Origin of the sequence: Pseudoalteromonas tunicata (assembly GCF_002310815.1) — a bacterium.
Classification (GTDB): Bacteria; Pseudomonadota; Gammaproteobacteria; order Enterobacterales; family Alteromonadaceae; genus Pseudoalteromonas; species Pseudoalteromonas tunicata.
This window is the reverse complement of sequence record NZ_CP011032.1, coordinates 2,099,700-2,122,518: the sequence shown is the minus strand read 5'-3', so window position 1 is coordinate 2,122,518 and position 22,819 is coordinate 2,099,700. Positions and strand designations below refer to the sequence as shown.

Annotated in this window: 15 protein-coding genes; 6 read left to right on the top strand and 9 right to left on the bottom strand. The window is 41.0% G+C overall.

What is annotated here, in order from left to right:
• Positions 1-73: 73 nt before the first annotated feature.
• Positions 74-283: a cold-shock protein gene (locus PTUN_RS09605; protein ID WP_009840058.1), complete on the bottom strand. Its 210-nt coding sequence runs from the start codon at positions 281-283 to the stop codon at positions 74-76.
• 428 nt (positions 284-711) lie between these two features.
• Between PTUN_RS09605 and PTUN_RS09600 the strand changes: the two genes are divergently transcribed.
• The 3 genes from PTUN_RS09600 (at position 712) to PTUN_RS09590 (ending at position 3,776) form a co-directional block, all read left to right on the top strand.
• Entirely contained in the window at positions 712-1,521 is an 810-nt protein-coding gene (locus PTUN_RS09600) for a hypothetical protein (protein WP_009840057.1), read from the top strand.
• A 271-nt stretch (positions 1,522-1,792) separates the two neighbouring features.
• Complete coding sequence (locus PTUN_RS09595; protein WP_009840056.1) at positions 1,793-3,259, top strand: methyl-accepting chemotaxis protein; 1,467 nt, start codon at positions 1,793-1,795, stop codon at positions 3,257-3,259.
• Positions 3,243-3,776, top strand: coding sequence for a DUF6436 domain-containing protein (locus PTUN_RS09590; RefSeq protein WP_009840055.1), 534 nt, complete (start codon positions 3,243-3,245; stop codon positions 3,774-3,776). The genes PTUN_RS09595 and PTUN_RS09590 overlap by 17 nt, the downstream gene beginning before the upstream one ends.
• Positions 3,777-3,802: 26 nt before the next feature.
• On the opposite strand, the gene PTUN_RS09585 is transcribed toward PTUN_RS09590, so the two are convergent.
• From PTUN_RS09585 to PTUN_RS09565, 5 genes are all read right to left on the bottom strand, one after another.
• The gene (locus PTUN_RS09585; RefSeq protein ID WP_009840054.1) at positions 3,803-4,753 is read right to left on the bottom strand and encodes a hypothetical protein; all 951 of its coding nucleotides are present in this window, start codon (positions 4,751-4,753) and stop codon (positions 3,803-3,805) included.
• A gap of 81 nt (positions 4,754-4,834) precedes the next feature.
• A complete protein-coding gene (locus PTUN_RS09580; protein WP_009840053.1) occupies positions 4,835-6,202 on the bottom strand; it encodes a TrkH family potassium uptake protein in 1,368 nt (455 codons plus the stop codon).
• Positions 6,199-6,852, bottom strand: coding sequence for a potassium channel family protein (locus tag PTUN_RS09575; protein ID WP_009840052.1), 654 nt, complete (start codon positions 6,850-6,852; stop codon positions 6,199-6,201). Before PTUN_RS09575 ends, PTUN_RS09580 begins: the two co-directional genes overlap by 4 nt.
• Before the next feature lie 85 nt (positions 6,853-6,937).
• Positions 6,938-7,633, bottom strand: coding sequence for a response regulator transcription factor (locus tag PTUN_RS09570; protein WP_009840051.1), 696 nt, complete (start codon positions 7,631-7,633; stop codon positions 6,938-6,940).
• Positions 7,630-8,637: a sensor histidine kinase gene (locus PTUN_RS09565; protein ID WP_198138448.1), complete on the bottom strand. Its 1,008-nt coding sequence runs from the start codon at positions 8,635-8,637 to the stop codon at positions 7,630-7,632. Before PTUN_RS09565 ends, PTUN_RS09570 begins: the two co-directional genes overlap by 4 nt.
• 642 nt (positions 8,638-9,279) lie before the next feature.
• Here PTUN_RS09565 and PTUN_RS09560 point away from each other — a divergent pair.
• On the top strand, positions 9,280-11,928 hold the full coding sequence (locus PTUN_RS09560) for a glycoside hydrolase family 16 protein (protein WP_009840049.1): 2,649 nt from the start codon (positions 9,280-9,282) through the stop codon (positions 11,926-11,928).
• Positions 11,929-12,003: 75 nt separating this feature from the next.
• Positions 12,004-14,955, top strand: coding sequence for a TonB-dependent receptor (locus tag PTUN_RS09555; RefSeq protein ID WP_040644271.1), 2,952 nt, complete (start codon positions 12,004-12,006; stop codon positions 14,953-14,955).
• A gap of 101 nt (positions 14,956-15,056) precedes the next feature.
• Here PTUN_RS09555 and iadA read toward each other — a convergent pair whose 3' ends face one another.
• The 3 genes from iadA to PTUN_RS09540 form a co-directional block, all read right to left on the bottom strand.
• The gene (gene iadA, locus PTUN_RS09550; RefSeq protein ID WP_009840047.1) at positions 15,057-16,226 is read right to left on the bottom strand and encodes a beta-aspartyl-peptidase; all 1,170 of its coding nucleotides are present in this window, start codon (positions 16,224-16,226) and stop codon (positions 15,057-15,059) included.
• Between the two features lie 11 nt (positions 16,227-16,237).
• A complete protein-coding gene (gene yfcC, locus PTUN_RS09545; protein ID WP_009840046.1) occupies positions 16,238-17,662 on the bottom strand; it encodes a putative basic amino acid antiporter YfcC in 1,425 nt (474 codons plus the stop codon).
• A 119-nt stretch (positions 17,663-17,781) separates the two neighbouring features.
• Entirely contained in the window at positions 17,782-20,709 is a 2,928-nt protein-coding gene (locus PTUN_RS09540) for a TonB-dependent receptor domain-containing protein (protein ID WP_009840045.1), read from the bottom strand.
• A gap of 352 nt (positions 20,710-21,061) precedes the next feature.
• Between PTUN_RS09540 and PTUN_RS09535 the strand changes: the two genes are divergently transcribed.
• Positions 21,062-22,762, top strand: a complete 1,701-nt coding sequence (locus PTUN_RS09535) for a cyanophycinase (RefSeq protein ID WP_009840044.1) — start codon at positions 21,062-21,064, stop codon at positions 22,760-22,762.
• The last annotated feature ends 57 nt before the right edge of the window (positions 22,763-22,819 follow it).

Below are 22,819 nucleotides of genomic sequence, written 5' to 3'. Positions count from 1 at the left end.
GGTACAAAAAAAGGTAAGAATAAATTCTTACCTTTTCTCTACAATTTGCAACGAGTGCAAATTACAGTCTCAATTAAAGAACAACGATGTTCTCAGCTTGAGGACCTTTTTGGCCTTTAGTTACAACGAATTGTACTTTTTGACCTTCAGCTAAAGTTTTGAAACCGTCACCAGAGATAGCGCTAAAGTGAGCGAAAACGTCAGGACCTGAAGCTTGCTCGATAAAACCAAAACCTTTAGCTTCGTTGAACCATTTAACTGTACCAGTAGTCGTGTTAGACATAATAAATCCTAATTTTTAAGAGTAATTGGGTGCCTTAGAAAAGGCGGTAGTGCTGGAAGTTGAGCTGTTACTTATAAAAACAGAACGAGGTGACAGAGATGACTCATCGTAATGGTATGAAATAAATAGACGGTGCACTTTCAAACTGTGCAAATTATATACAGCACAGTAGGTAAGTAAAGTTATATTTTCTAAAATTTAAAAATAATATTAACAACTACAGCAGCAGGATTATACAACGGTCAAAGCTCTAGAAGTAAGGGGGCAAGTTAAAAAAATTAATTTAAAACTCGACAAAATTTTGACTGGTTATTTTTTAGCTAACATCATGAAATCACATATTTTTAAAATTAATCATAATTTGTTCAAATTGGCGTGTCTATTGCTTATTTACTAATCAGAACTGGTTTTTTATAGGCAAAGTAATAATGAAAACCCTTCCATTAACTTTAATAATTGTCAGCACAACAAGCTTAACCAGTTGCGCCACACTTGAGCTTGTAACCTTTGGGATCACAGGAATAAGTTATGTCGCAACAGGAAAATCACTGACAGATCATGCAATTTCGACTGTGATGTCACAAGACTGTGCGCTTTATCGGGTGATTATTGGGCAAAAAGCCTGTATTGAAGAAGCGCTTTCACCCAACTCAGTGCTGATTGCACAAGCCAAACCAATAATTCAAACTGAAGCTAAATCAGAGACTGCGGCATTGGTTCGCATTCCTCAACGTTTTGCCGAAGATGAAAATAAACCTGTAAAAGTGTCAAATGCTGTTTTATCAAATAATCGAGCTACTCATTCGCATAGCAAACTTATTTATACCGATAGTAACGCAACCTCGGTGCTTGCCAATAACTTGCGTGGTCAATCTTCGCGTAATCACCAAACTGATGACCCTAGTGAAATAGTGAGTGATGTAACCTGGTTAGATAGGATTGTGAGTGCGCAAGCAACCCCTAAATTATTTGCTGTACTTGGCAGCTTTAGTCAATTGCAATTTGCCAATGAGCGCATGGAAATTCATAGTCAGTACAACCCTAAGTTAGTTACCGTGAATAAATCAGATCACACCGTACAATATCGCGTCGTGATTGGGCCTTTAAATGAGCAAAGCTATCAAGCCTATATTGAACAAACAGGTCAAAGCGATGCGTGGCGTTTAATGCTATGCCAAGATAATTATGAACTGCCACCTTGTAATCCACCGATGTTAGTAAAAAATGATCCATTGTAACGTATTAAAATCATTATTATTTTTTCTAAAAAAGGTAAAGAAATGATTCATTTTCATCTATTTGAACTTATTTATTTGAAATATGATAATTTATGATCTTAACGACCTAAATTGTCGTAATTTTTTACCTATATCAACTAAAATAGAAGCAACAAGCGGTAGTTAAGCAATTATTTGCTATTAGGACTGTTGTACCTTTGCACTAAACTTATTCAAACACTATTTTTAATCAAACGCTTATTTTTAATCGGTACAAATTTTGGAACACACCATGAATACACGTAATAAACTATTTCAGCTGCTGTTTTGTGGCCTTTTTTTAGAGTCCATCGCGATGGCATTTGTCTATGGGACTTACCTTGAAGTAGTCTTTATTGGTTTGCCGGCTTTAATAATGCCGCTTTATTTTATTAAGGCCGCCCCTGATAGCGCATTGACTCGTCATACTTCAGCAATTGCTGCGATGGTATTTGCTTGTTTACATATTCATCAAATGAATGGATTAATTGAAATTCATTTTGAAATATTTATATTGATGGCTTTTTTGATTATTTATAGTGATTGGCGCGTTTTTATCTCTGCTATTTTAGTTATTGCGGTACACCATTTATCTTTTTATTACTTACAACTCAATAATATGGGCGTTTATATTTTTGATGCGAACCGGTTACAGTTTTCGACAGTATTACTCCATGCTGCTTACGCAGTGATTGAAGCACTCATTGCAGGGTATATTGCACGAACTTTATTTAATGACAGCATCGTTGGCAAAGAGCTTGCTCGCATCACCGAGCATTTAACTGAGGATAACAAGGGCATTGATTTATCAGTTCGGTCATCCATTCAAAAAAACCGTATTCTTAATGGTTTTAATGGCTTACTCGAATTACTTGATAAATTAATCATGGACGTCAAACAGCAGACCCAAGTTTTAGTGACGAATACTAATAATCTTGTGCATGTCAAAGCAGTGCTTGAAGAGTCTGCGGCGGTGCGCCAGCAAGAAACTGGCTTAATTGCCAGCTCAATTGATCAAATGGCGCAAACAGTATCTACCATTGCCACCGAAACAACCCAGCTCAGTGAGCAAATGAAACTTGCAAAAGACCTCACCAAGGCAACTGAAACAAACATCACAAATATAAATGATCAAAATAAAACACTCAGCCAAGCTTTAGCAAAAACTAGTTATGAAATTCAAGAACTTGCTAAATCGAGTGACATTATTACGGTTGTTTTATCTGAAATTACAGGCATTGCAGATCAAACTAACTTATTAGCACTTAATGCCGCAATTGAAGCCGCAAGAGCGGGTGAGCAGGGCCGAGGTTTTGCGGTTGTGGCCGATGAAGTGCGTGCACTTGCTAATCGTACCAAAGAAAGTACCGATAAGATTGGTCAAACAATTACCCAATTAAATAGCTATTCAAAAAGTTCAACTGAGGCGATGCAAGCTTGTATTAGCATTGTGGAAGGGGTTATTGATGTTGCTGGAAAAGCTAACGCACAAATGAGTGAAACAAGCTTGCTCGTTGCCAGTGCCAGTGACATTGCTATGTCGGTCGAAGCAGCGGTTGAAGAGCAGTCAAATACGACAAAAAGTATTTCCCTTAGCACTGAAAATATGCGCTCAGCGAGTCAGGATGATATCAGTCAAATTGATTCGTTATCGCAAGAAGCGGACAAAATAAAACGTTCGGCACAATGTTTGGAAAAAGATATTGAAAGCTTTAAATAAGCTTAAAAAACATGGACACAGCCTATTATTTGTTGCGTGGTTGATAAGTACAGTCACTGCTGGAATTTATTTTGTGCAAGCGCGCTTAATTTGGTTTGATCCACAGGGTGTATTAAATGAGGTAACCAGTGATGCTTTAATCGCATTGCTGGCAGAGCAACCTGAGCTAAATACTCAAGATTTATCAAATTCCTTAGTTCATTTTATCAGTGAGCCATGCCAGTGTAGTCTGTTGAGTGAAAACCATAAAGCTGAGCTGACACGTAAAGCAGAGCAATTGGGCTTAAAGGTCTTAACTGTGCGCATTGGCAGTGAATTTAAAAGCATAATCCCTTCTACGCCTGCCGCTTTAATTGTTGGTGAGCATCGTCAACTCGTTTACTTTGGCCCTTATTCAGTTGGATTGGCTTGTGCAAGTGAAAACAGTTTAATTAACAATACCCTGCAAAACTTTGAGCTGGGGTTTAATTCTCAGCTAATCGAGAATCAAGCTCGAGGGTGTTTTTGTAATTTGTGATTGATTCATTAACACCATCAGCACGACTATTTTTTTAACGACAATCTTGCCAACTGACTTTTAGTAAGTGGACTTTGTTCAGTACTTAACATCAAGGTTGTTGCATCTTGCCAAACAATGCCTTCCCATTGAGCATAATAGGGCAGCTCAAAATAACGTGCTGTGCTTGGATTAATTGAATTATTGCTAACATTAAATAACCAAACAAAAGCAAAACCAAAGAGTTGCTGTTGACTGTAACCAACTAGCGCAAGGGTTTGAGTGTCTTTATTAAAATCAGCACCGGTGACTAATCCTTTCATATTAATTCGAGTAACAGGACTAGTGATTTGGTTGGGTTTATCGAGCGCTAATTGATATAACTGAGTAAAACCATCTTGCCAATTTTTAGAAAATAACCACAAAGAATCATTTACAATGGTCACAGCTTCGCAGTCAAAATTATGGCGATAGGGCACATTTTGTTGCGGTTGGTCAGCATAGCTAAAATGCTGTACCGACGCTGGAAGGGCTGAACCATCTTTTGCTTGTTCGAGCATTGACCAAGGTAGATGATAAAGCTGAAAAACTCGGCGATTTCCCGAGTTATTCCCGCAATCGGCAATAATGAGGGTGCTTTCATCACTTGCCATAGATTCCCAATCTTTATTGACTCCATTACTGAGAGACATTGTTTTATCGATTGTGGTTAAATCATCACTTAATCGGTAAATAGAGGCGCTATCGCCACTGTCATTGATACTCCAATACCGCCCTTTATGCTGCGCTAAACCTGAGGTTTCATGGAGCTGTGTGGGTACATTATTTAAAAGTGAAAATTCAATATCTTGTTGGTCGAGTATCTGAACCGTGAGCTGCTCAGTGATTGCCAAATTGCTGGCAGTGTGTGGGGCTGCAATGATGCAGCCACCGATAGCCAAAAACGATATCAGTGCAGATAGCTTAAAAAAGCGACCAGTTGATTGAGTCAATAACACTAGAGCAATCCTTAACAATAAATATCACGCTATATTAACCTAATTTTAAGCCGGTGTTAGTTGTGGTTGCATTTATCATTTTTAACCAACTTTGATCTGTGCCGTCGCAAAATAGCTGTATTTCTTTTTTGGACTCGTGATGAGATAAATAAAGGTTAAAGGCCCCAAACGTCCGATCAGCATTAGCACAATAATGACCCATTCACCTGAGCTTGATAAGTTTGATGTAAGCCCACGAGATAAACCCACAGTGCCGATTGCCGATACAGCTTCAAAAACGACATCGACTAAGGTTGCATGTTCAGTGATTGAAAGAATAAAGATACTTAAAAACAAGGCTAAGACATATATTGCAAATAGTGAAAATGATTTGTTGATGGTGGTTTGTTCAATTGTACGGCCCATAATGTGAACTTGTTCGCGCTGACGTAAGTAATGATAAACCGCAAAAATAAGTACCACAAACGTCGAAATCTTTAATCCGCTGGCAGTACTTAAAGAGCCGCCACCAATAAACATCAGTAACAAAATTAGCACCGTACTGCCTTGGCTTAATGACTCAATCGGCACAGTATTAAATCCTGCCGTGCGAGGAGATACCGCTTGAAACCAAGCGGATAAAGCTTGATTTTTTACCGATAGATTGGCCAATGTTTCGGGATTATTTGCTTCAAGTAACCAAATGGCAAAAAAAGCGATTAAATTAATGATAAGGGTCGATTTAAGAACTAATTTGCTGTTTGTTGATAATTTATGCCAACGGCAATTATTTTTAAGGTCAATAAGAACAATAAAACCGATCCCACCGATAATAAATAGTCCTGTAATAATCAAATTAATGCCAATGTCGCCTTGGTATGGGGTGAGACTGTCGCTGTTTAAGGCAAACCCGGCATTATTAAACGCTGAGATAGTATAAAAAAATGCCTGATAGCTGGCGCTGTTGAATCCAATTTCAGGCAACCAACACAGCAATAACAGAACAAAGCCTATAAACTCTATAACGAGAGAAAAAAAGAATACATATTTTGCTGTTTCTATCAGTTTATCAAAACTAATTTGGCCAAAGGCTTCTTGAGCAATCAACTGTTTACCAATGTCAAAGCGAGCACCCACACTGAGCGCGGCCAAAATGGCAAAAGTCATAAATCCTAAACCACCAACTTGAATCAATAATGCAATAGTAACTTGGCCAAAAACAGTAAATTGACTGCCAGTATCAAATAATACTAGGCCAGTTACTGTCACAGCCGATGTTGCCGTAAAAACAGCTTGTAGCCAAGAAATAGGAGTTGTAGTTGCTACGGTTAGTTTTAGTAGCATTGCGCCTATAAAAATAAGGAATAAAAACCCTAAAAATAAAACGCGTGGTGGATTAAGCGGGGTTTTATGACGACTGGTAATTTTTTTACTTTTATAAGGTGAGTACCGCGGATCCCAAAGAGTCATGCTAATCTCGGTGCTAAAGTTCTGAGGGTTTCGATTGGACCGCACAATACTAAGGAGTCGTGATAATTTAAGGTAAATTGCAAATCTACATGATTAAAGGTTTTTGTTTGGCGCTTGAGCAATAATACCGATACATACTGCTGTGCTTTGCCAAGCATTTCGAGGATTGAAAGACCTTCGCAGCATTTTTTTATTTCAATTTCTACTACGTATAGGTTATGCCCCAAAAACATATATTGATTTACCATAGGATAATTTAATGCCTGTGCAACTCTTACCCCAATTTCTTCCTCAGGATGAATGACACGGCTGACCCCAAGTTTAGATAAGATAATATGATGGGCTTTGCTTGATGCCTTAACCCAAATATTCTCAACACCAAGTTGTTTTAAGGTTAATACACATAAGATACTGGCTTCGAGGTTTTCACCAATGGCAACCAATACAGTATCCGAATTTTGCACATCGAGTTCTCGTAACGCTTCTTCACTGGTCGCATCGCTAACAGCAGCAAGTGTGAAAATATCGGCAGCTTTTGCGACTAATTTTTCGCGATGATCAATGCCGATAACGTAATGGCCCAAACGAATTAACTCTTGACCTGCGGCAAAGCCAAAGCGCCCAAGGCCAATAATGGTGTATTGTTTCATTGTGTTCTCTTTTTAAAAGGTGCAAAGATACCGTCGGTGCATAACACTGACTGATTGGGTAAATTGAGTGATTGTTTACAGTGAGCTAGGAATCGTTGTTAGGAGCGCTTAAAAAGCGATAACCGACACCCGCTTCCGTTTTAATAAATTGAGGGTTTTCAGCATCATCGTGCAGCTTTTTGCGAAGTTGACGCACTAACACTCTTAAATAGTGAGTATCTTCACTGTGGCTTTGCCCCCAAATTTGACAAAGCAGTGTATGCTGCGTGACTAACGTACCTGGATGCGCCATCAGTAATACCAAAAATGCGGATTCTTTTTTTGTTAATGCAATCGGCATCTCGTTTAAAAATACCCTTTGATTAATTGGATCTAATCGCAACCCTTTGAGATAAAGAGGTTTTTGATTGGCTAAATGAGGTAAATCTCGTAACAATACTTTAATACGGACCACTAATTCTTTAATACTGAATGGCTTGCTTAAATAATCATTTGCCCCACCTTCAAGTAACCGAATTTTTTCGCTTTCGGCATCACGAGCGGTCAGCACTAATACCGGCAATAGACTTGTTTGGCGTAGTTCTTTAAGTAAAGTAAAACCGTCTAAATCGGGTAAACCTAAATCTAAAATGACTAAATTAATTGTTTGTGAAGTCAAAATTTGCTTCGCCTCAGCTGCTGTTGGGGCAAAATGGCATAAATAGCCCTCAGCATTAAGTGCAATGCCAACAAATTTTAAAATTTGAGGTTCATCATCAATGATTAAAATACTGTGCTTCATTGTGTTATTTCCTCGGCGATTGGTAAGCTAATTTGCATGCAGCACCCGGTTTTACTTGGCACGATAGTTAATTGTCCTTGATGTGCTTCTACAATCCCTTTTGCGACGGTCAAACCTAAACCGCTACCGCCATATCCTTTGTCACCTATCCGTACAGATACAAAACTATCGAAAATAGTGTCAATTAAATCAGGGCTTATACCTGTTCCTTGATCATTGATTGATATTTCAACCCGGTTTTTATTTTTAATTAAAAACAGATGCACAGGTTGATCATCAGGAGAATATTTTAAAGCGTTATCAACAAGGTTAAAAATAGCTTGCTCTAGTAAACTCGCTTGCGCTTGGACCATGATAGGCTCATTTGCATTAATCAAATGCAGGCGAGGGGACTCAGCTCTTTTTTCAACCTCTTGGCATATTGAAAATAGCGCGTTGTGCGATAAGGTAATTTGCAGTTGTTTGTGCTGTATTTTGGTCGCTTGTAATAAATTTTCGATGTAATTATGTAAGCGATGAGTTTGCAGCAATGCGCCATTAATTAACTCATCACATTGTTGTTCACTTAACTGCGGTTTATAGGTTTCGACCGTGGTTAAGCTGCCAATGATACTCGCAAGTGGCGTACGTAAATCATGGGAAACCGAGAGTAAAATACTGGCTCGTAATTGTACTTGTTTAAGTTCTTGGCGTTTTAGATGGATATAGCTGGCAACTTGACTGGTTAGAAGCGCAACGATTAAAAAAAACAGCATATCAGCGATATCAGTCGCATCACTCATATGAAACGAATAACGTGGTGCAGTAAAAAAATAATTAAATGCCATGGCACAGATAAAACTGCTAATAACAGCTGTCAAGCGGTTGCTGGCAAACGCAACCATCACAACAGCAAGTTGTAAAATAAGTAACAACCCTGTTTTGGGTAGGTTCATGAAGTCTGCCAAAATAGAGATGCTGATAGTGGCAACTAGAATCGTAAAACTTATTAACCCAGAGGTCATTGAGTCATTTTTTAAATCAAAAAGCATGACAGGCTTAATCTAAGTATCTGTTTATGAGCCTACTTTAAATGTTTTTAGGGTGATGTGGCGTAAAATTTACGTAAAATTTTTAACGTCTAGCTTTTTCTATACAAAATGCTAGCTATTAAACCCACAATGTATATTGCTATAAAACCACCGACCTGAATCAAACAAGATGTGTCAAACCAGTTTAATGATTGTTGAATAACAGAGCGTTTTTTAGATCAGCAAGCAAAAAATACAATTTTTCTTTTACAGCGCTTATTTTCTATTTATTTAAGCTAATGTTAATTTTTATTACGAATTTATTTATTTTTTATTACATTAAATCAAATAATTAAAAGATTTAATTCCTCATTTGAGCATTCAGACAGATGTATTTCTACCTTTATCTTACCGCTGAAGGTATTCATCTTGAGATAAAATAATTCACTTAATTGGTATCTTTTTTGTTAAATAATTTGATCTTTGCGTGATGGCAGTTTAGATTTATGAAAGCGCTTACATTCTCAGCGTGTTTTTTTGAAGGTAAATGGAAGCGCTTACATAAGTGTTGTTCTAAACTCGAACAATAAACTAATAATGATAATTAACTTAACTGTCTGTATCGGGGCTGAAGTAATGAAAAAAACAGCAATACAAACCACATCAGTTCTAGCACTGTTCTCAGCTACCATGCTAGTAGGCTGTGGCGGCGGTGCTAAAACTACCACCGATCTCACCAAAGTTGATCCTGCCGTTGCGGTCAGTGATTGGAAAATGGTGTGGAATGATGAATTTGATAGTACAAGCATCGACGATAGAAAATGGACTCACGAACTCAATTGTGATGGTGGTGGAAATAACGAGGCGCAATGTTACACCGATAGCGCAGAGAACTCGTTTATTGCAGAAGGCAAACTAAACATTGTTGCTAAACCTGCACCAGAAGGAGCAGCAAAACCTTATACTTCAGCCCGATTAAATAGCCGTTATAAAGCCGATTTTAAATATGGCCGTTTTGAAATGAGCGCAAAACTTCCATCAGGACAAGGCAGCTGGCCTGCGTTTTGGATGATGCCAACCGATGAAGTGTATGGTGGATGGCCACGCTCAGGCGAAATTGATATTTTAGAAGCGGTAAACTTAAAAGCTGCAACTAATGATGGGGGTATTGAAGCCAATGTTCACGGAACTTTGCATTACGGGCGTGAATGGCCAAATAACGCAAGCTCTGGTAAGGCATATAGTTTACCCGACAATATTAACCCTGCCGATGGTTTTCATACCTACGCCATAGAATGGCAAGAGGGTGAAATTCGTTGGTACGTTGATAACTATTTATATGCAACACAACGTAAATCGCAAGTGCGTTATAACAGCAAAGATGAAGCTGTTGGCCTTGCCCATAAAGGTTGGTTTACTGAATATTTTGACCAAACTTCTGGTGAGCTTAAAACTTTTTGGACCAACGCCCCGTTTGACCAAAAATTCTACTTGATTTTAAACTTTGCTGTGGGTGGTAATTGGCCTGCGAATGTCAATGAATTGGGAATTGACTCAGCTGCATTTGCTAATGGTCAAGCATTTCAAATCGACTATGTACGTGTGTATGAGTGCGCAATAGATCCAAATACCGGTAAAGGCTGCGAAACAGTTCGAGCAGGTTACGATAAACTAACTGATGGCTTAGTCGAAGGAGCTGCACCTGTACCTGCACCACCATCATCAGGGATCCCACAAAACTTAACTATTTTTGATGGTGTACTTAATCCAAATTGGCCTGCATGGGATTGCTGTGGGGGTTCGACACCTGCTGTTGTGAGTGATGCCGAACGAGGTGATGTAATGCACTTTACGGTGGGTGCACAACCAACGGTAAATGGCTTTATTAGTCGTGGTGAATTCATTACTGATCCAAATGGTAAGGCGTCACCGTTTGATGCATCGCCAATTATTGATAATGGCAGCATTAGTTTTGCGGTCAAAGTTACCTCTGCACCAAATAATCCTGATGCAACTTGGTTAATGAAAGTTGAAAGTATTGGTGGCGCAACAGCGATAGAAATACCGTTATCAACTAGCAGCGAAGGTCTATCACCAGTTGTAGGCCAATGGCAAACCTATACATTCCCGCTGCAAGCAGTTGCGGATTTAGGGTTAGATATCAGTTCAATCGACGCCATTATGATTTTCCCAGCATGGGGCACGGGCGAGGGAGCGCAATACTTGGTTGATGATGTGCAAATTAGCCAAGAAATGAATTACCCAGAGCTTGTATTGTTTGAAGATGCCATGAACCCACAGTGGCCAATGTGGGATTGCTGTGGTGGTTCAACACCAACAGAAGAAATGGATGATGCTGATCACGGTTTAGTGGCTGAGTTTGCAATTGGTGCACAGCCTACTGTGATGGGCTTCATTACTCGCCCTGCAAACGGCGGTGCGGATAAACCATTTGATGCCAGTGCAATTTTAGACTCAGGTGTGCTTCGTTTTGACCTAAAAGTAGTCAATGCGCCAGGTAATCCAGATTCAAGTTGGTTAATTAAGCTTGAATCAGATAATGGTGCATCAGCAGTTGAATGGCCAATTACCAATAGCGTTGAAGGAATTACACCAACAACGGGTCAATGGCAAACATATAACTTCAAAATTGCTGACTTAGCGAATGCCGGTCTTGATGTGAGCGCGATTGACGTGATCATGATTTTCCCTGCTTGGGGCACAGGCGAAGGCGCAGTTTATCGTGTTGATAATGCTAAAATCTTTAACCCAGATGCCAAACCAGCCAGTGGTTTAACCTTGTTCAAAGACACGGTTGCTGATAAGTGGAGTATTTGGGATTGCTGTGGTGGTTCAACGCCAACGCAAGAAACAGATGATGATGCTCATGGTCCTGTGGCGGAGTATAAAATTGGCTCGCAACCAACCGTTATGGGCTTTTTCGCCGAAGATGGTGTCTATCACGATGCCTCTGCTGACTTAGCAAATGGTGTGGTGCGCTTTGAAATGAAAGTGGTGGACGCGCCAAATAGCCCAGATGCAATTTGGACATTTAAAATTGAAGCCGGTGATGCATCAAGTGCTGTTGAATTACCTTTATCTGCAAGCAGTGAAGGGCAGCCTGTTAAAACGGGTCAATGGCAAACCTTTACCTTCCCACTGCAAACACTTTATGACGCTGGTTTAGACATCAGTGCCATTGATGTGGTGATGGTATTTCCATCTTGGGGGGCAGGAGAAGGGGCCGTGTACCGTATTGATAACGCAATTATTGCAACGCCTTAATCGCACAGTCTGACATTGAACGGCAGAGGTTAGCCTCTGCTTCTCACACAAATTTTAAAGGTAAGAATGGCAGTCATGAATAATTTAACATTTAAAAAGACTCATCTGGCTAGTACATTGGCGTTATTAATGGGCACAAGTTGGATTGGAGTCAGCCAAGCAGAAGAAACGCAACAAGTTGAACCGCAAAAAGACGTTGAAGTAATTGAAGTCAGTGGGGTGCGCGGCAGTTTAATTAAATCGATGGATTTAAAACGTGCAACCTTTGGTGTTATGGACGCCATTTCAGCAGAAGAAATGGGTAAATTTCCCGATACTAATTTAGCAGAGTCGTTGCAGCGTATTACCGGTGTGTCGGTCAGCCGTACTAATGGTGAGGGCAGTCAAATCACGGTGCGTGGTTTTGGGCCGAGCTTTAACTTAATTACCCTTAATGGCCGTCAAATGCCAGGTACAGGTAATAGCCGCTCATACAATCTTGAAAATTTATCGTCTGAAGGTGTGAGTACCTTAGAAGTCTATAAAACTGCCCGTGCTGAAATGCCAACAGGGGGGTTAGGTGCCACTGTTAATATTGTGACACTAAAACCACTTAATAAACCCGGTCAGCATTATTCAGTATCAGCTAAAGGAATTAACGATACCTCAAACGAAAAAGGCAGTGATATCACGCCAGAGCTTGCCGCTGTGTATAGCAATACTTTTGCTGATGACCGTTTTGGGGTATCTGTTTCGCTTTCGCACCAAGAGCGTGACTTTCAACGTCAAGAAGCCAATATTCAAGGTTGGCAAGCAAATGTTGATTTACCTGATTTAGCGGAATCAAAAGTGATTGATCCGCGCGGCGTTGATGCTGATGGCAAGCGCATTGGTAATCACTTTTTTCCAAAAGATATGAATTACTCCATCAACGATGTGCAGCGTGAGCGCACCAATGCGCAAGTCACTTTTCAGTACAAACCAATCGATGGTCTTGTTGCAACATTAGATTTTACCGGTTCAAAAGCTATTACAGGCCAAGAAACAACGGGCTGGGGTATTTGGAATGAGTTTGGTGGCAATATAAATGCCTACGAACTCGATGAAAATGGTACCGCTTTATTTGCTGATATTGGTGGTAATGATGGTTCTTTCACTGCCAGTAAAAATACCACTGAAGTCGAAGCTCGCTCGGTCGGTTTTAACTTAGACTGGGAAATTAACTCAATCTGGAAAGTGGCAGTCGATTATCACGATTCAAGCAATAAAACTGATAATGGTGCTGACAAAGGGTTAGGGAGTGATGGCCAAGTAATACTTGGTTCTGATCAGCTTATCTCAAAAATCTATGATTACCGAAGTGGTGAAGTGCCACACGCGATGATCAACTGGCGCAATGGTACCAATATTCTCAGCCCAGGTGAAATTGACTCAAATTTTAGTCAATTTATTCATAGCCCAGGTGAATCAGACATTCAACAGTTACAAGTTGATGCGCGCTGGTATAACGAGATTATTGATATTCCATTGGTTTCAGTAAAATTTGGTGGTTCGCGCACAGAGCAAACAATGGGCGGATTAAGCGCATGGAGTGGCTTACGAGGAGGCCCAGGTTTTAATCCAGCTTACCCTCAAATTTTCCCAGACGGCATGTTCGAATTACATAATACCAATAATTTGCTTGATCAATTTACTGGTGGTGGTTCATCACTTAACCCAAATTATTACTACAGCTTTGATTTTGATGAAGCCGTAGCCAGACAACTGGCTTTCTTAACCCAAGATGTGATGGGTTCAGATGTCTATTCAATCAATCCTTATTTTGATGGCATTGATAGCCAAAGTTCAGTGACTGAAAATACCACCGCGGTTTATATTCAAACCGAATGGGATTTTAAAGTGGCTGACTACCAAGTACAGGTAAATGCGGGTTTACGCTATGAAGAAACGGATGTTACCAGCACTGTGCGTCAACGTGTAGAGCGCCAAGTCAACTGGGAAAGTGCCTCAGAATGGATCATGCAATACGAGCAAGGTGGCACAGATAACTTTTTAACTCAAGAAGGTAAACACGACGTCTTGTTACCTATGATTGATGTCAAAGTCGATGTTACAGATGATGTAGTGGCAAGAGCTTCTTGGGGTAAAACAATTTCACGTGCACCGCTTGGTGATTTAGCCGGTGGTCGTAGTTTAACAGGTAGTCCAAAACCGGGTTCGCGTATTGGTAGTCAAGGCAATACTAACTTATTACCATTTGAATCAACGAACTTAGATTTCACGGTTGAGTATTATTATGGTGAGGGCAGTTATGCTGCCATTGGTTACTTTAAAAAAGACGTTGATAACTTTATTCAAACATCCATCACGCAAACATCTATTGACGGCTTAAACGATATCTTTAATGGCCCGCGTTATTTGCAAGCAATTGCAGATATTGAAGCGCGTGGCGACCAAGCCACCAGCACCGCCATTTTTGACCAAATGTTGGCTAACGGTAACGGTAATGCAGAAGGTAAAATCGAGCCAAACTCAAACGATCCATTAATTGTATGGAATATCAGCCAACCTACGAATACCGATAGTAAGTCGGTTGATGGGATTGAAATGGCCGTGCAACACTTATTTGGTGAAAGTGGTTTTGGTTTAGGTATTAATGCCACGTTTGTTGATGGCGATGTAAAATTTGACGTCAATAGTTTAGTGCAACAAGCGCCATTAACTGGCTTAAGTGATTCGGCTAACTTCCAAGCTTTTTATGAAAAAGATGGTCTATCAGTTAAATTGACTTATGCATGGCGTGATGAGTATTTAATTGGTGTGGGTCAAGCGCAGGGCAGTGCTGATGCGCCACCACAATTTGCAAAAAGTTTTGGTCAGTGGGATATGAGTGTCAATTACGATGTAAACGAAAACTTAACGGTATTCTTTGAAGGGGTAAACCTTAACAACGAAACTGAGCAAGGTTATGGCCGTTATGAAGAGCAATTCTTGTTTGCGCGTCAATATGGTCCACGTTACGCCATTGGTGCACGTTATAACTTTTAATGACATTAATTGGTTTTGCTGATTGAGTTAACCTTGTTGGTTAAAGTGCAACAAATCCTTGAATCAAAAGCCGCATAATGCGGCTTTTTTTATAGCTAAGATTAATCCTCAAACGTTCCCTTAACTTTGGCATGGCCATGTTCAACCATTAAAATACCGTTACTCCACACTGAATGAGGTGTCAGTGTCCGTGCATCCATGAGCAATAAATCAGCATCGGCATTCACGTTTATACTGCCTTTTTTCAGTCCAAGTAAGTTAGCTGGGTTTGAGGTAATGGTCATCAAAGCATGTTCAATACTGATATTGTGGGTAAAAACGGCCTCTTGAAATGAGCGCAATAGCGATGCCTCTTTACCCACTTCTAAACCGATTAAATTAAAGTCCTCATCAAAAATCGGCAAACTAGCATGGCCATCGGAGCTCATGGTTAATCGTTCTGGCGCAACTCCTTGCGCTAAACAATACGCGACAGCTTGAGCAGCAGGAATTTCACCATGCGCTAAATCATAAGCTGTGGTGCTGGTGGTAAAATCAATTGTGCCACCTTGGCGACAAAACGCGATGCCCGCTGCTAATAATTGCTGGCTGCGGCCCATATGGGTTGGATAAAACTGACTGAGCGCCACATCGGTTTGTTCACTGACTTGATGCAATAAAGCTAAATGCGAAGGCGCTGGGCCAACGTGAATGCTGATAATGCCTTTTTTACCACTGAGCATGCCTGCGACTTTGCTTTGTGCGGCCAGTTCGGCAAGTTGCTGCACTGTGGGCTGACTACTACGACGATCTGAAATGGCCACCTCACCCACACCAATAAACTCTTCGATGTAGAGAATATCGTCAGTGATAGAACCGGTTAACGTTTTAGCGGGTAAATGGTATGAACCGGTGTGGCAATATACATTTAATCCGTGTTCTTTTAGTCCTTTCGCTTTGGCGACTAAGTTCGATAAAGTACGGCTGCTTGAGTCAGTGCCAAGGGCCGCGATAACTGTGGTGATCCCTGCAAGTGTCGCATCGGTTAAATTCATTTCAGGCGTGCGACTAGCAAAGCCAGCTTCACCACCGCCGCCAGTAATATGGACTAACGAATCTACAAAACCGGGCGTCAAAATGTGTCCATGGCCATCAATAACGTCGACGGCTAGGTTGCTTTGTAATTGAATGTTTGGATCGATTGCGATAATTTTTTTACCGCCAATCAGCACATCGACAACGCCAAGCGCAGTGGGTGCAAAAACCTCTGCACCTTGAATAAGAGTTAACATAAAAATATCTTTTATTGATAATTAATAAAATAAGCGAGAAAAATAAAACCGCTCGCTAATGCAAAAAGGGTGAGTGTAAAACGCCAGATAAAAGCCGCCCATTCGCCCCAATCGAGTTTTACGACCCCCAAACAGCCAATTAAACTGGCTGAGGTTGGGATCAGTATATTGGTAAAACCATCGCCAAATTGAAAAGCTAATACCACGGTTTGTCGTGAGACATTAAGCAAATCGCCCAGTGGTGCCATGAGAGGCATAGTGATTGCAGCTTGGCCCGAACCAGATGAAACAAAAAAATTAAAAATACTTTGAAAAACCAACATGCCCCAAGCAGCAACCCAGTTGGGTACTTGTGCAATGCTGCTTGCACTGTGGTAAAGCAAGGTATTAAGGGTTGATGGCGAGGCTAGATCGCTGCCACCCAGCAGTAAGACAACACCTTTGGCGAGTGCAACTAATAATGCAGCAGGTAATAGCTCCTGTGCACCTCGTTTAAATGCCTCAGCACTTTGATTTGCGGTTTGTTTTTTAAAGATTAACGCAATGATGGCACTGGCAATCCCAATACAAAAAAATTGTGCTGCTAATTCAGGAATATAATATTGGCGAGCCATAACCCCCCATACAATCCAGACGATACCGAGTAAAAAGGTGATTAAAATCAGTGAGTCTGCATAATCAAGCTTGCTTGTGCTTGTGCTTGTGCTTGTGCTTGTGCTGTGTTGAGTCGTACTTATTTGTCTGCGGCTGCTGCGGGCATAATGCAAGGTGAAGGCTAAACCCACTAAGGTAAAGACCAACCAAGCAAGCATGCGAAAACTTGCCCCTGAAAATACTGGAATTTCAGCGATTGATTGCGCAATGGCGATACTAAAGGGATTCATCCAAGAGGTTGCAAAGCCAATTTGTGTTGCTACATAGGTTGTTAATACCGTCACTTTTGCATCGTAACCAAGCTGTTTCATAATCGGCAGTAGCACAATACAAAATGCAATGGATTCTTCTCCCATGCCAAATACAGCACCACCTAAAGAAAATAACGTAAATAATAGGGGTAAAAATAACCAAGCAACTTTTTGGGTCCGAGTAATGAGCGCCATGATGCCGTTATTAATGGCACCTGTTTGCATGATAATGCCAAACGCGCCACCGGTAATGAGAATAAATGCCATCACTCCGATGCTGGCGCCATATTTGTCACCCGATACCAACCCTTCAAAAAGGACATTTGCCAGTCCAATTTGCCCTGATTGAGCAAAAAAGGGCGTCGTCTCGACGGCTTCAACAGTTTGGTATTGTGATAAGGATACATTATGGCTATTAGGGTCCATAACAAATTGTCCGGGTGTTATCAGCAAACTAGCCAAATAAGCAAGGCATGCCACGCACAGTAAAATGATACTGGCATCTGGCATGGTAAATTTTTTATCGTTCATAATGTTTTTTAACCAAAGGGACTTCAAGCTATAAAATAACCAGCCGTTTAAGTGCTCTATTTGCAGTTTAAAATAAGGCTCCCAAGATTGGGTTCTGCGCTATGGGAGCCTTAGGGCAATTAGAATGTGTATGTCAAACCAAGTTGATAACGTGTGCCATCCGCATTGTGATTAATTGAGTCAAACCCTCTGCTTGAGCCAAACACACGTGGTGGTTCTTTATCAAATAGGTTGGTAATACTTAAGCGTAAGGTTAGTTCATCGGTCACGAAATATCCGCTGGCCAGATCCCATACTAGCCAGTCATCAACCTGATGTTGACCTTTACTATCAAGTACAGACAAACCTTCGAGTTCTTCAATTTCTCTAGCGCGCAGACCTTCAATGTCATCTTGATAACGACTGGTATAGTTTGCACTTAGAGTGAAGTAATAATCTTTAGCATCCCAATCAAACGATATTCGAGCAATATCTTTTGGATAACGATAACTACCAATGAGTTTCTCAAGCGAATCAGAACCTGGCTTATTGCGCTCATAGGTTAAATAATGAGTGCCTGAAATTGCAACGGTAAAATCACCTTCTTTAAAGTTAAAGCGCTGATCAAATTTAAAGTCAATCCCAGCTAAGGTTTGGCTACCCGTATTTTCAAGTGGAATGACATGATCACGATATAAAGGCAAAAATAGCTCATCGTCACGAGGGGTAAATTCACTGATATAGGCATCTAGAATTTGGCGTAAGTTTGCTCCTTGCTGCTCAATGTTTAAACCATTGGCATCGGTTACGTCACAAACTTGTGCTTCATAAGCAATACCTTGTTGGTTTTGTGGTACTAAACCACAGTGGCGCAAGGATGCATCGCTCATAGCACGATCTAGGACTGCGGTCATATTAGTATCAATTACTTCCTCGTGCTCAAATCGCCAATAATCGACCGTGAGATTGGTATTTTGCGATGGACTCCACGCTAAGCCCACGCTGATGGCATTTGATTCTTCGGCTTTGAGTTGCGGGTTTCCCAATTCAAGGGTATTAACACTAATTTGGGTCCCATCACCCATACAATATAAATCGGCAACCGCTTGATTTGCTCCGCAATCGAAGGTGGATTGTGTGGTGCGTAATTTTACACCCGCTTGGGTTAATGATGGCGCCCTAAATGATGTAGACCACGAACCTCGCACAATAAGTGAATCGCTTGGGCGGTAACTGAGGCCAATTTTAGGATTAAATGTGCCTCCAAAGTCATCAAAATGATCGTAGCGGCCAGCTGCTTGCAATTCGATTTGTTCTGTTAAAGAAACATTAAGTTCTACAAAAGCTGCGTATTGTTGGCGTTTAGCTTGCGACACACTTGAACCAAAACCAAACACCTCGACCAAATAGCCGTTATTAGCATCAGCACGAGCGTTATTTGAAGGAATATCCTTTAATTCTTCTTGGCGAACTTCAACACCAATAGCGGCATAGGCTGGCAAGTCGTTAAACGTAAAAATTTCGCCGCTAATATTTGCATCCCAGCCGTAAACAGTACTTTCACCATCACGAGTAGGACGCGCTTGCGTCAGTGCAAGTATCGCATCATTGCTAGCATCGCCTTGCAAGAATGGATTATAAAAAGGCAATAATTGGCTATTGCCACAATTTAAGTTATCACCATCAAAACTTGCAAGACTCCCATCTGCACAGAGCTCGCCGGTGATTGCACCATGAAATTGGTAACGGTTATAGACACCCGCAACCGCTTCTTGTGAAGAGCGAGAGCGTGATAATGTGACACCTGTTTCCCATGACCAATCACCAATTTCGCCTTCGAGACTACTCACTAAGCGGAAGTTTTTGGTTTCTACTTCAACCGTTCTTGGGTCATTAAAACGGGCATCAAAGCCAAAACCATATACAGTACGGCCACTTTGGGTGGTAAATGGGTCAATATACAGTTGGTCGAGTAGGGCATTGCTACCATCCGCGTTATCAAATATAAATAGCGCATCTTCAAGTACAAATGGACCATCGCTATCGTTAATTTGGTTAATCGGAGCTGGAGAAGAGTACGCGGTTGATTTTGTTTGGCTAAAGAAAAAGTCTGTATGCCATTGCACCTCACCAAACTGACTGTTTAGCATCAAACCGGCAGAAATACTTTCAAAAGGAGTTTCTAGATAATCATGTTGGTTTGGGTAATACGCGCATATTTCTTCACCGTATTCGGTGGTTGTTAACGGCGTTTGGCAGTTTGGTGCAGGGAGTTCATCACCAGAGCGGCTGCTGTAATAATAGACATTCGGTGCGTTTTCGAGTGTGGGTAAATATGAATAGGAGTTTGTTAATGGCGCAGTTGCACTGATAGCACGGTCGGTCGCTTTTAATGGATTGCGATCGAATATATCGGCAAATAGAGTCAGGTTTGTATCACCAATTTTTGTGCCATAGACTAAATTGAGTTGTGTTTTACTGTTATCTCCCTGCGCTGTGCTGTTTGAAAATGCGCCATTGAGCTGCGCTCCAGTAAAATCTTCTTTTAAAATGTAGTTGATCACACCAGCAACAGCATCGGCGCCATAAACCGCAGACGCACCAGTCGCGAGGATTTCAATGCGTTCGATAGCGGCAAGAGGTATGGCGTTAATATCAACAAAGTTTTCAGTGCCAGCGGCAAAAGAGCTTGGTGCAACACGGCGACCATTAATTAATGTAAGTGTTGCTGACGGACCCATGCCACGTAAACTGGCAGCGGCTTGTCCTGCAGGTGTTGAATTGGATGTACCACCACTTTCTGAGGTCGAAAATGTGCCATTACCCCCTTTTAACACCGATAAGTCTTTTAATAATTCATGGATAGTATTCGCCCCAGAGCGAATAATCGCATCCTGATCTAACACTGTTAGCGGCACAGTACCTTCAAGATCGACGCCTTTGAGGCGCGAGCCAGTGATTTCTACTCGTTCAATGTTACTGGTGTCAGAATTGTTTTGTGTATTGGCATAGGCAACCGGGCACAGCAACGCGCTGATTGCAGCAGCAATAGTTAATTGACGGAACATGATTTATACCTTTTGTCTTTTTATGCGCGCAGCAGTGATTTAAACAATTCAACCGAATGCGCAATTTTTAATGTTTTAGACAGGGCAGCGATGTGTAAGACATAGTAAGCCCCTCACAGAGAATGTGAGGAGGTCTCTACTCGTCGAACCACTCCGAAAGGTAGTAAGGTGAGTAGAAATATGTTTGTAGCGATGTTGCATTTTTAAACATAATTCTAATCCAAAAGGGTTTTGACAAAGCAAACATTTGAATGCTAGCTTACTTGCGATTTTAAAGTTCCTTATTTTTATAGCAAGCTTCAAATTTTGCTGCAAGCTATTTCGTTTAATTTTTTTACATGAGTGTAACATTATGGAACTGTATAAATTACCCCATACCTTAAAACCAAATGGTTTAACCAAATTTGCTTTTTCGCTGATTTTAACAGCACTTTCATTGCCATTGCTTGCTAATAAGCAAGATCAAACTCTAGTGCTAATAGGAGGTGCGTTAACAACATGCTCCAGTTTTAGTCCACAAAACTGTCGCTTAAATAGCGCGCTATCCGGTAAAAAACAAAATAATTATCAGCTTAATAAAATGGCAATAAGTGCGATTGCTGAGCGTTGGCCTACAGCAAATAACGATGCAAAATCTGCAACAGTGAAAAGCCTAACCATACTGATGGCTAACTATTCACAAATAATGAATAAAAGCGAATTGTTATGGGCTTGGCGTGATTTAGACCAGCAACAGCTTAATCAGTTGATTGATCAAGAATACAATTTTGTCCTAGATATGCTTGAACAACCGGTACTCGATGCATCAGGGCAAAGGCTAAAAGAGCAAGTGGACAGTGCAAAAAATAGCGAGCGCGCTGCCAATGATATTTTGGCTTTTATTGAAGGCGCAAGCAAAGTAAGTAATGCGACTCCTCAACTATTGGCCATTACAGCTTCAAGCCGAGATCCTTATGAAACTGCTGATTTTTATGAAGGATTACTGTCATTTGAAGGGGTGAGCCAAGCTTGGTTACCGTTAACCCCTGCGTTAGCTAAAGCAATTAGCCGTAACGAATGCAGTCAGCTCAATCAATACCGAGAGCAGTTGATGGGTCTTTATAATCGTGAGGTTATTTATCCTGATCGTACCGCGGCTGAGCAGGCTTTATGCGAAAAAGGCAGTGCTAATTTAGTCACCATTTTAGCTGCAAGCACCGGGCTAATGTTTAATGGTGGTGATCAAAGTTTGACACGCCAAGTGATGTTTGATGAGCAAGGAAATGAATATCCTTGGAGGGAGGTTTTACGTTCACGGCCAATTATTATCGGTACTAGTGCCGGCACTGCAGTGCAAAGCGGTGGTAAAAATACCGCAGGGCAGGTGGCGATGATAAGCAATGGCACAAGCTTAGCTGCGCTGCGTGAAGGGGCATTTGCGTTTAATGCACCGAGCGAGCGCTGCCTGGAAAGTTGCCCTGATAATCTAGGGCCAGATAGCTTAACCTATCAAGCGTTAGGTGGCTTAGGCACCTTTAATTACGGCATTTTAGATACCCATTTTAGCGAACGAAATCGTACCGCGCGTTTAGCCACGTTACTGAGCAAAACGGGGCAAAATCATGGTTTTGGTGTTGATGAAACCACAGCTTTGGTTGTGGTTAAAGCGAATAAAACTGAGCTGATGACTGTGGTAGGTAAACACGGTGTGGTGCATATTCAAACTAAGGGTCAGCAGCAAAAATATAATTACAGTTACTGGCCTTCAGGTACTGTGATCGATATCACAAAACAAGGGTTTTCACTCAGTTCTCGTACTAAGCAAGCTGCAAAAGCCGGGGCCGATATGCCTGCGTTACCAGCGCAAATATTTCAAAATATTCTGAACGATGCCAAGCTTCGTTCATTAACTCAAGCCATGTGTTTATCTAAAAGTAGTCAAAGCCAAGGGCAGCACGATGAATTTAATCTGAGCTTAAGTGCACAAGACAGTACTGAATATGTACGAGTCAACAGCCATCAAAACGGTTGTGCAATTAATGAACTTGAGTTGATGATCACAGCATCACAATAGGTTGGTTTTTTAATGAAAAATAAGGCCTTTGCTGTAATTCAACAAGGCCTTATTTTG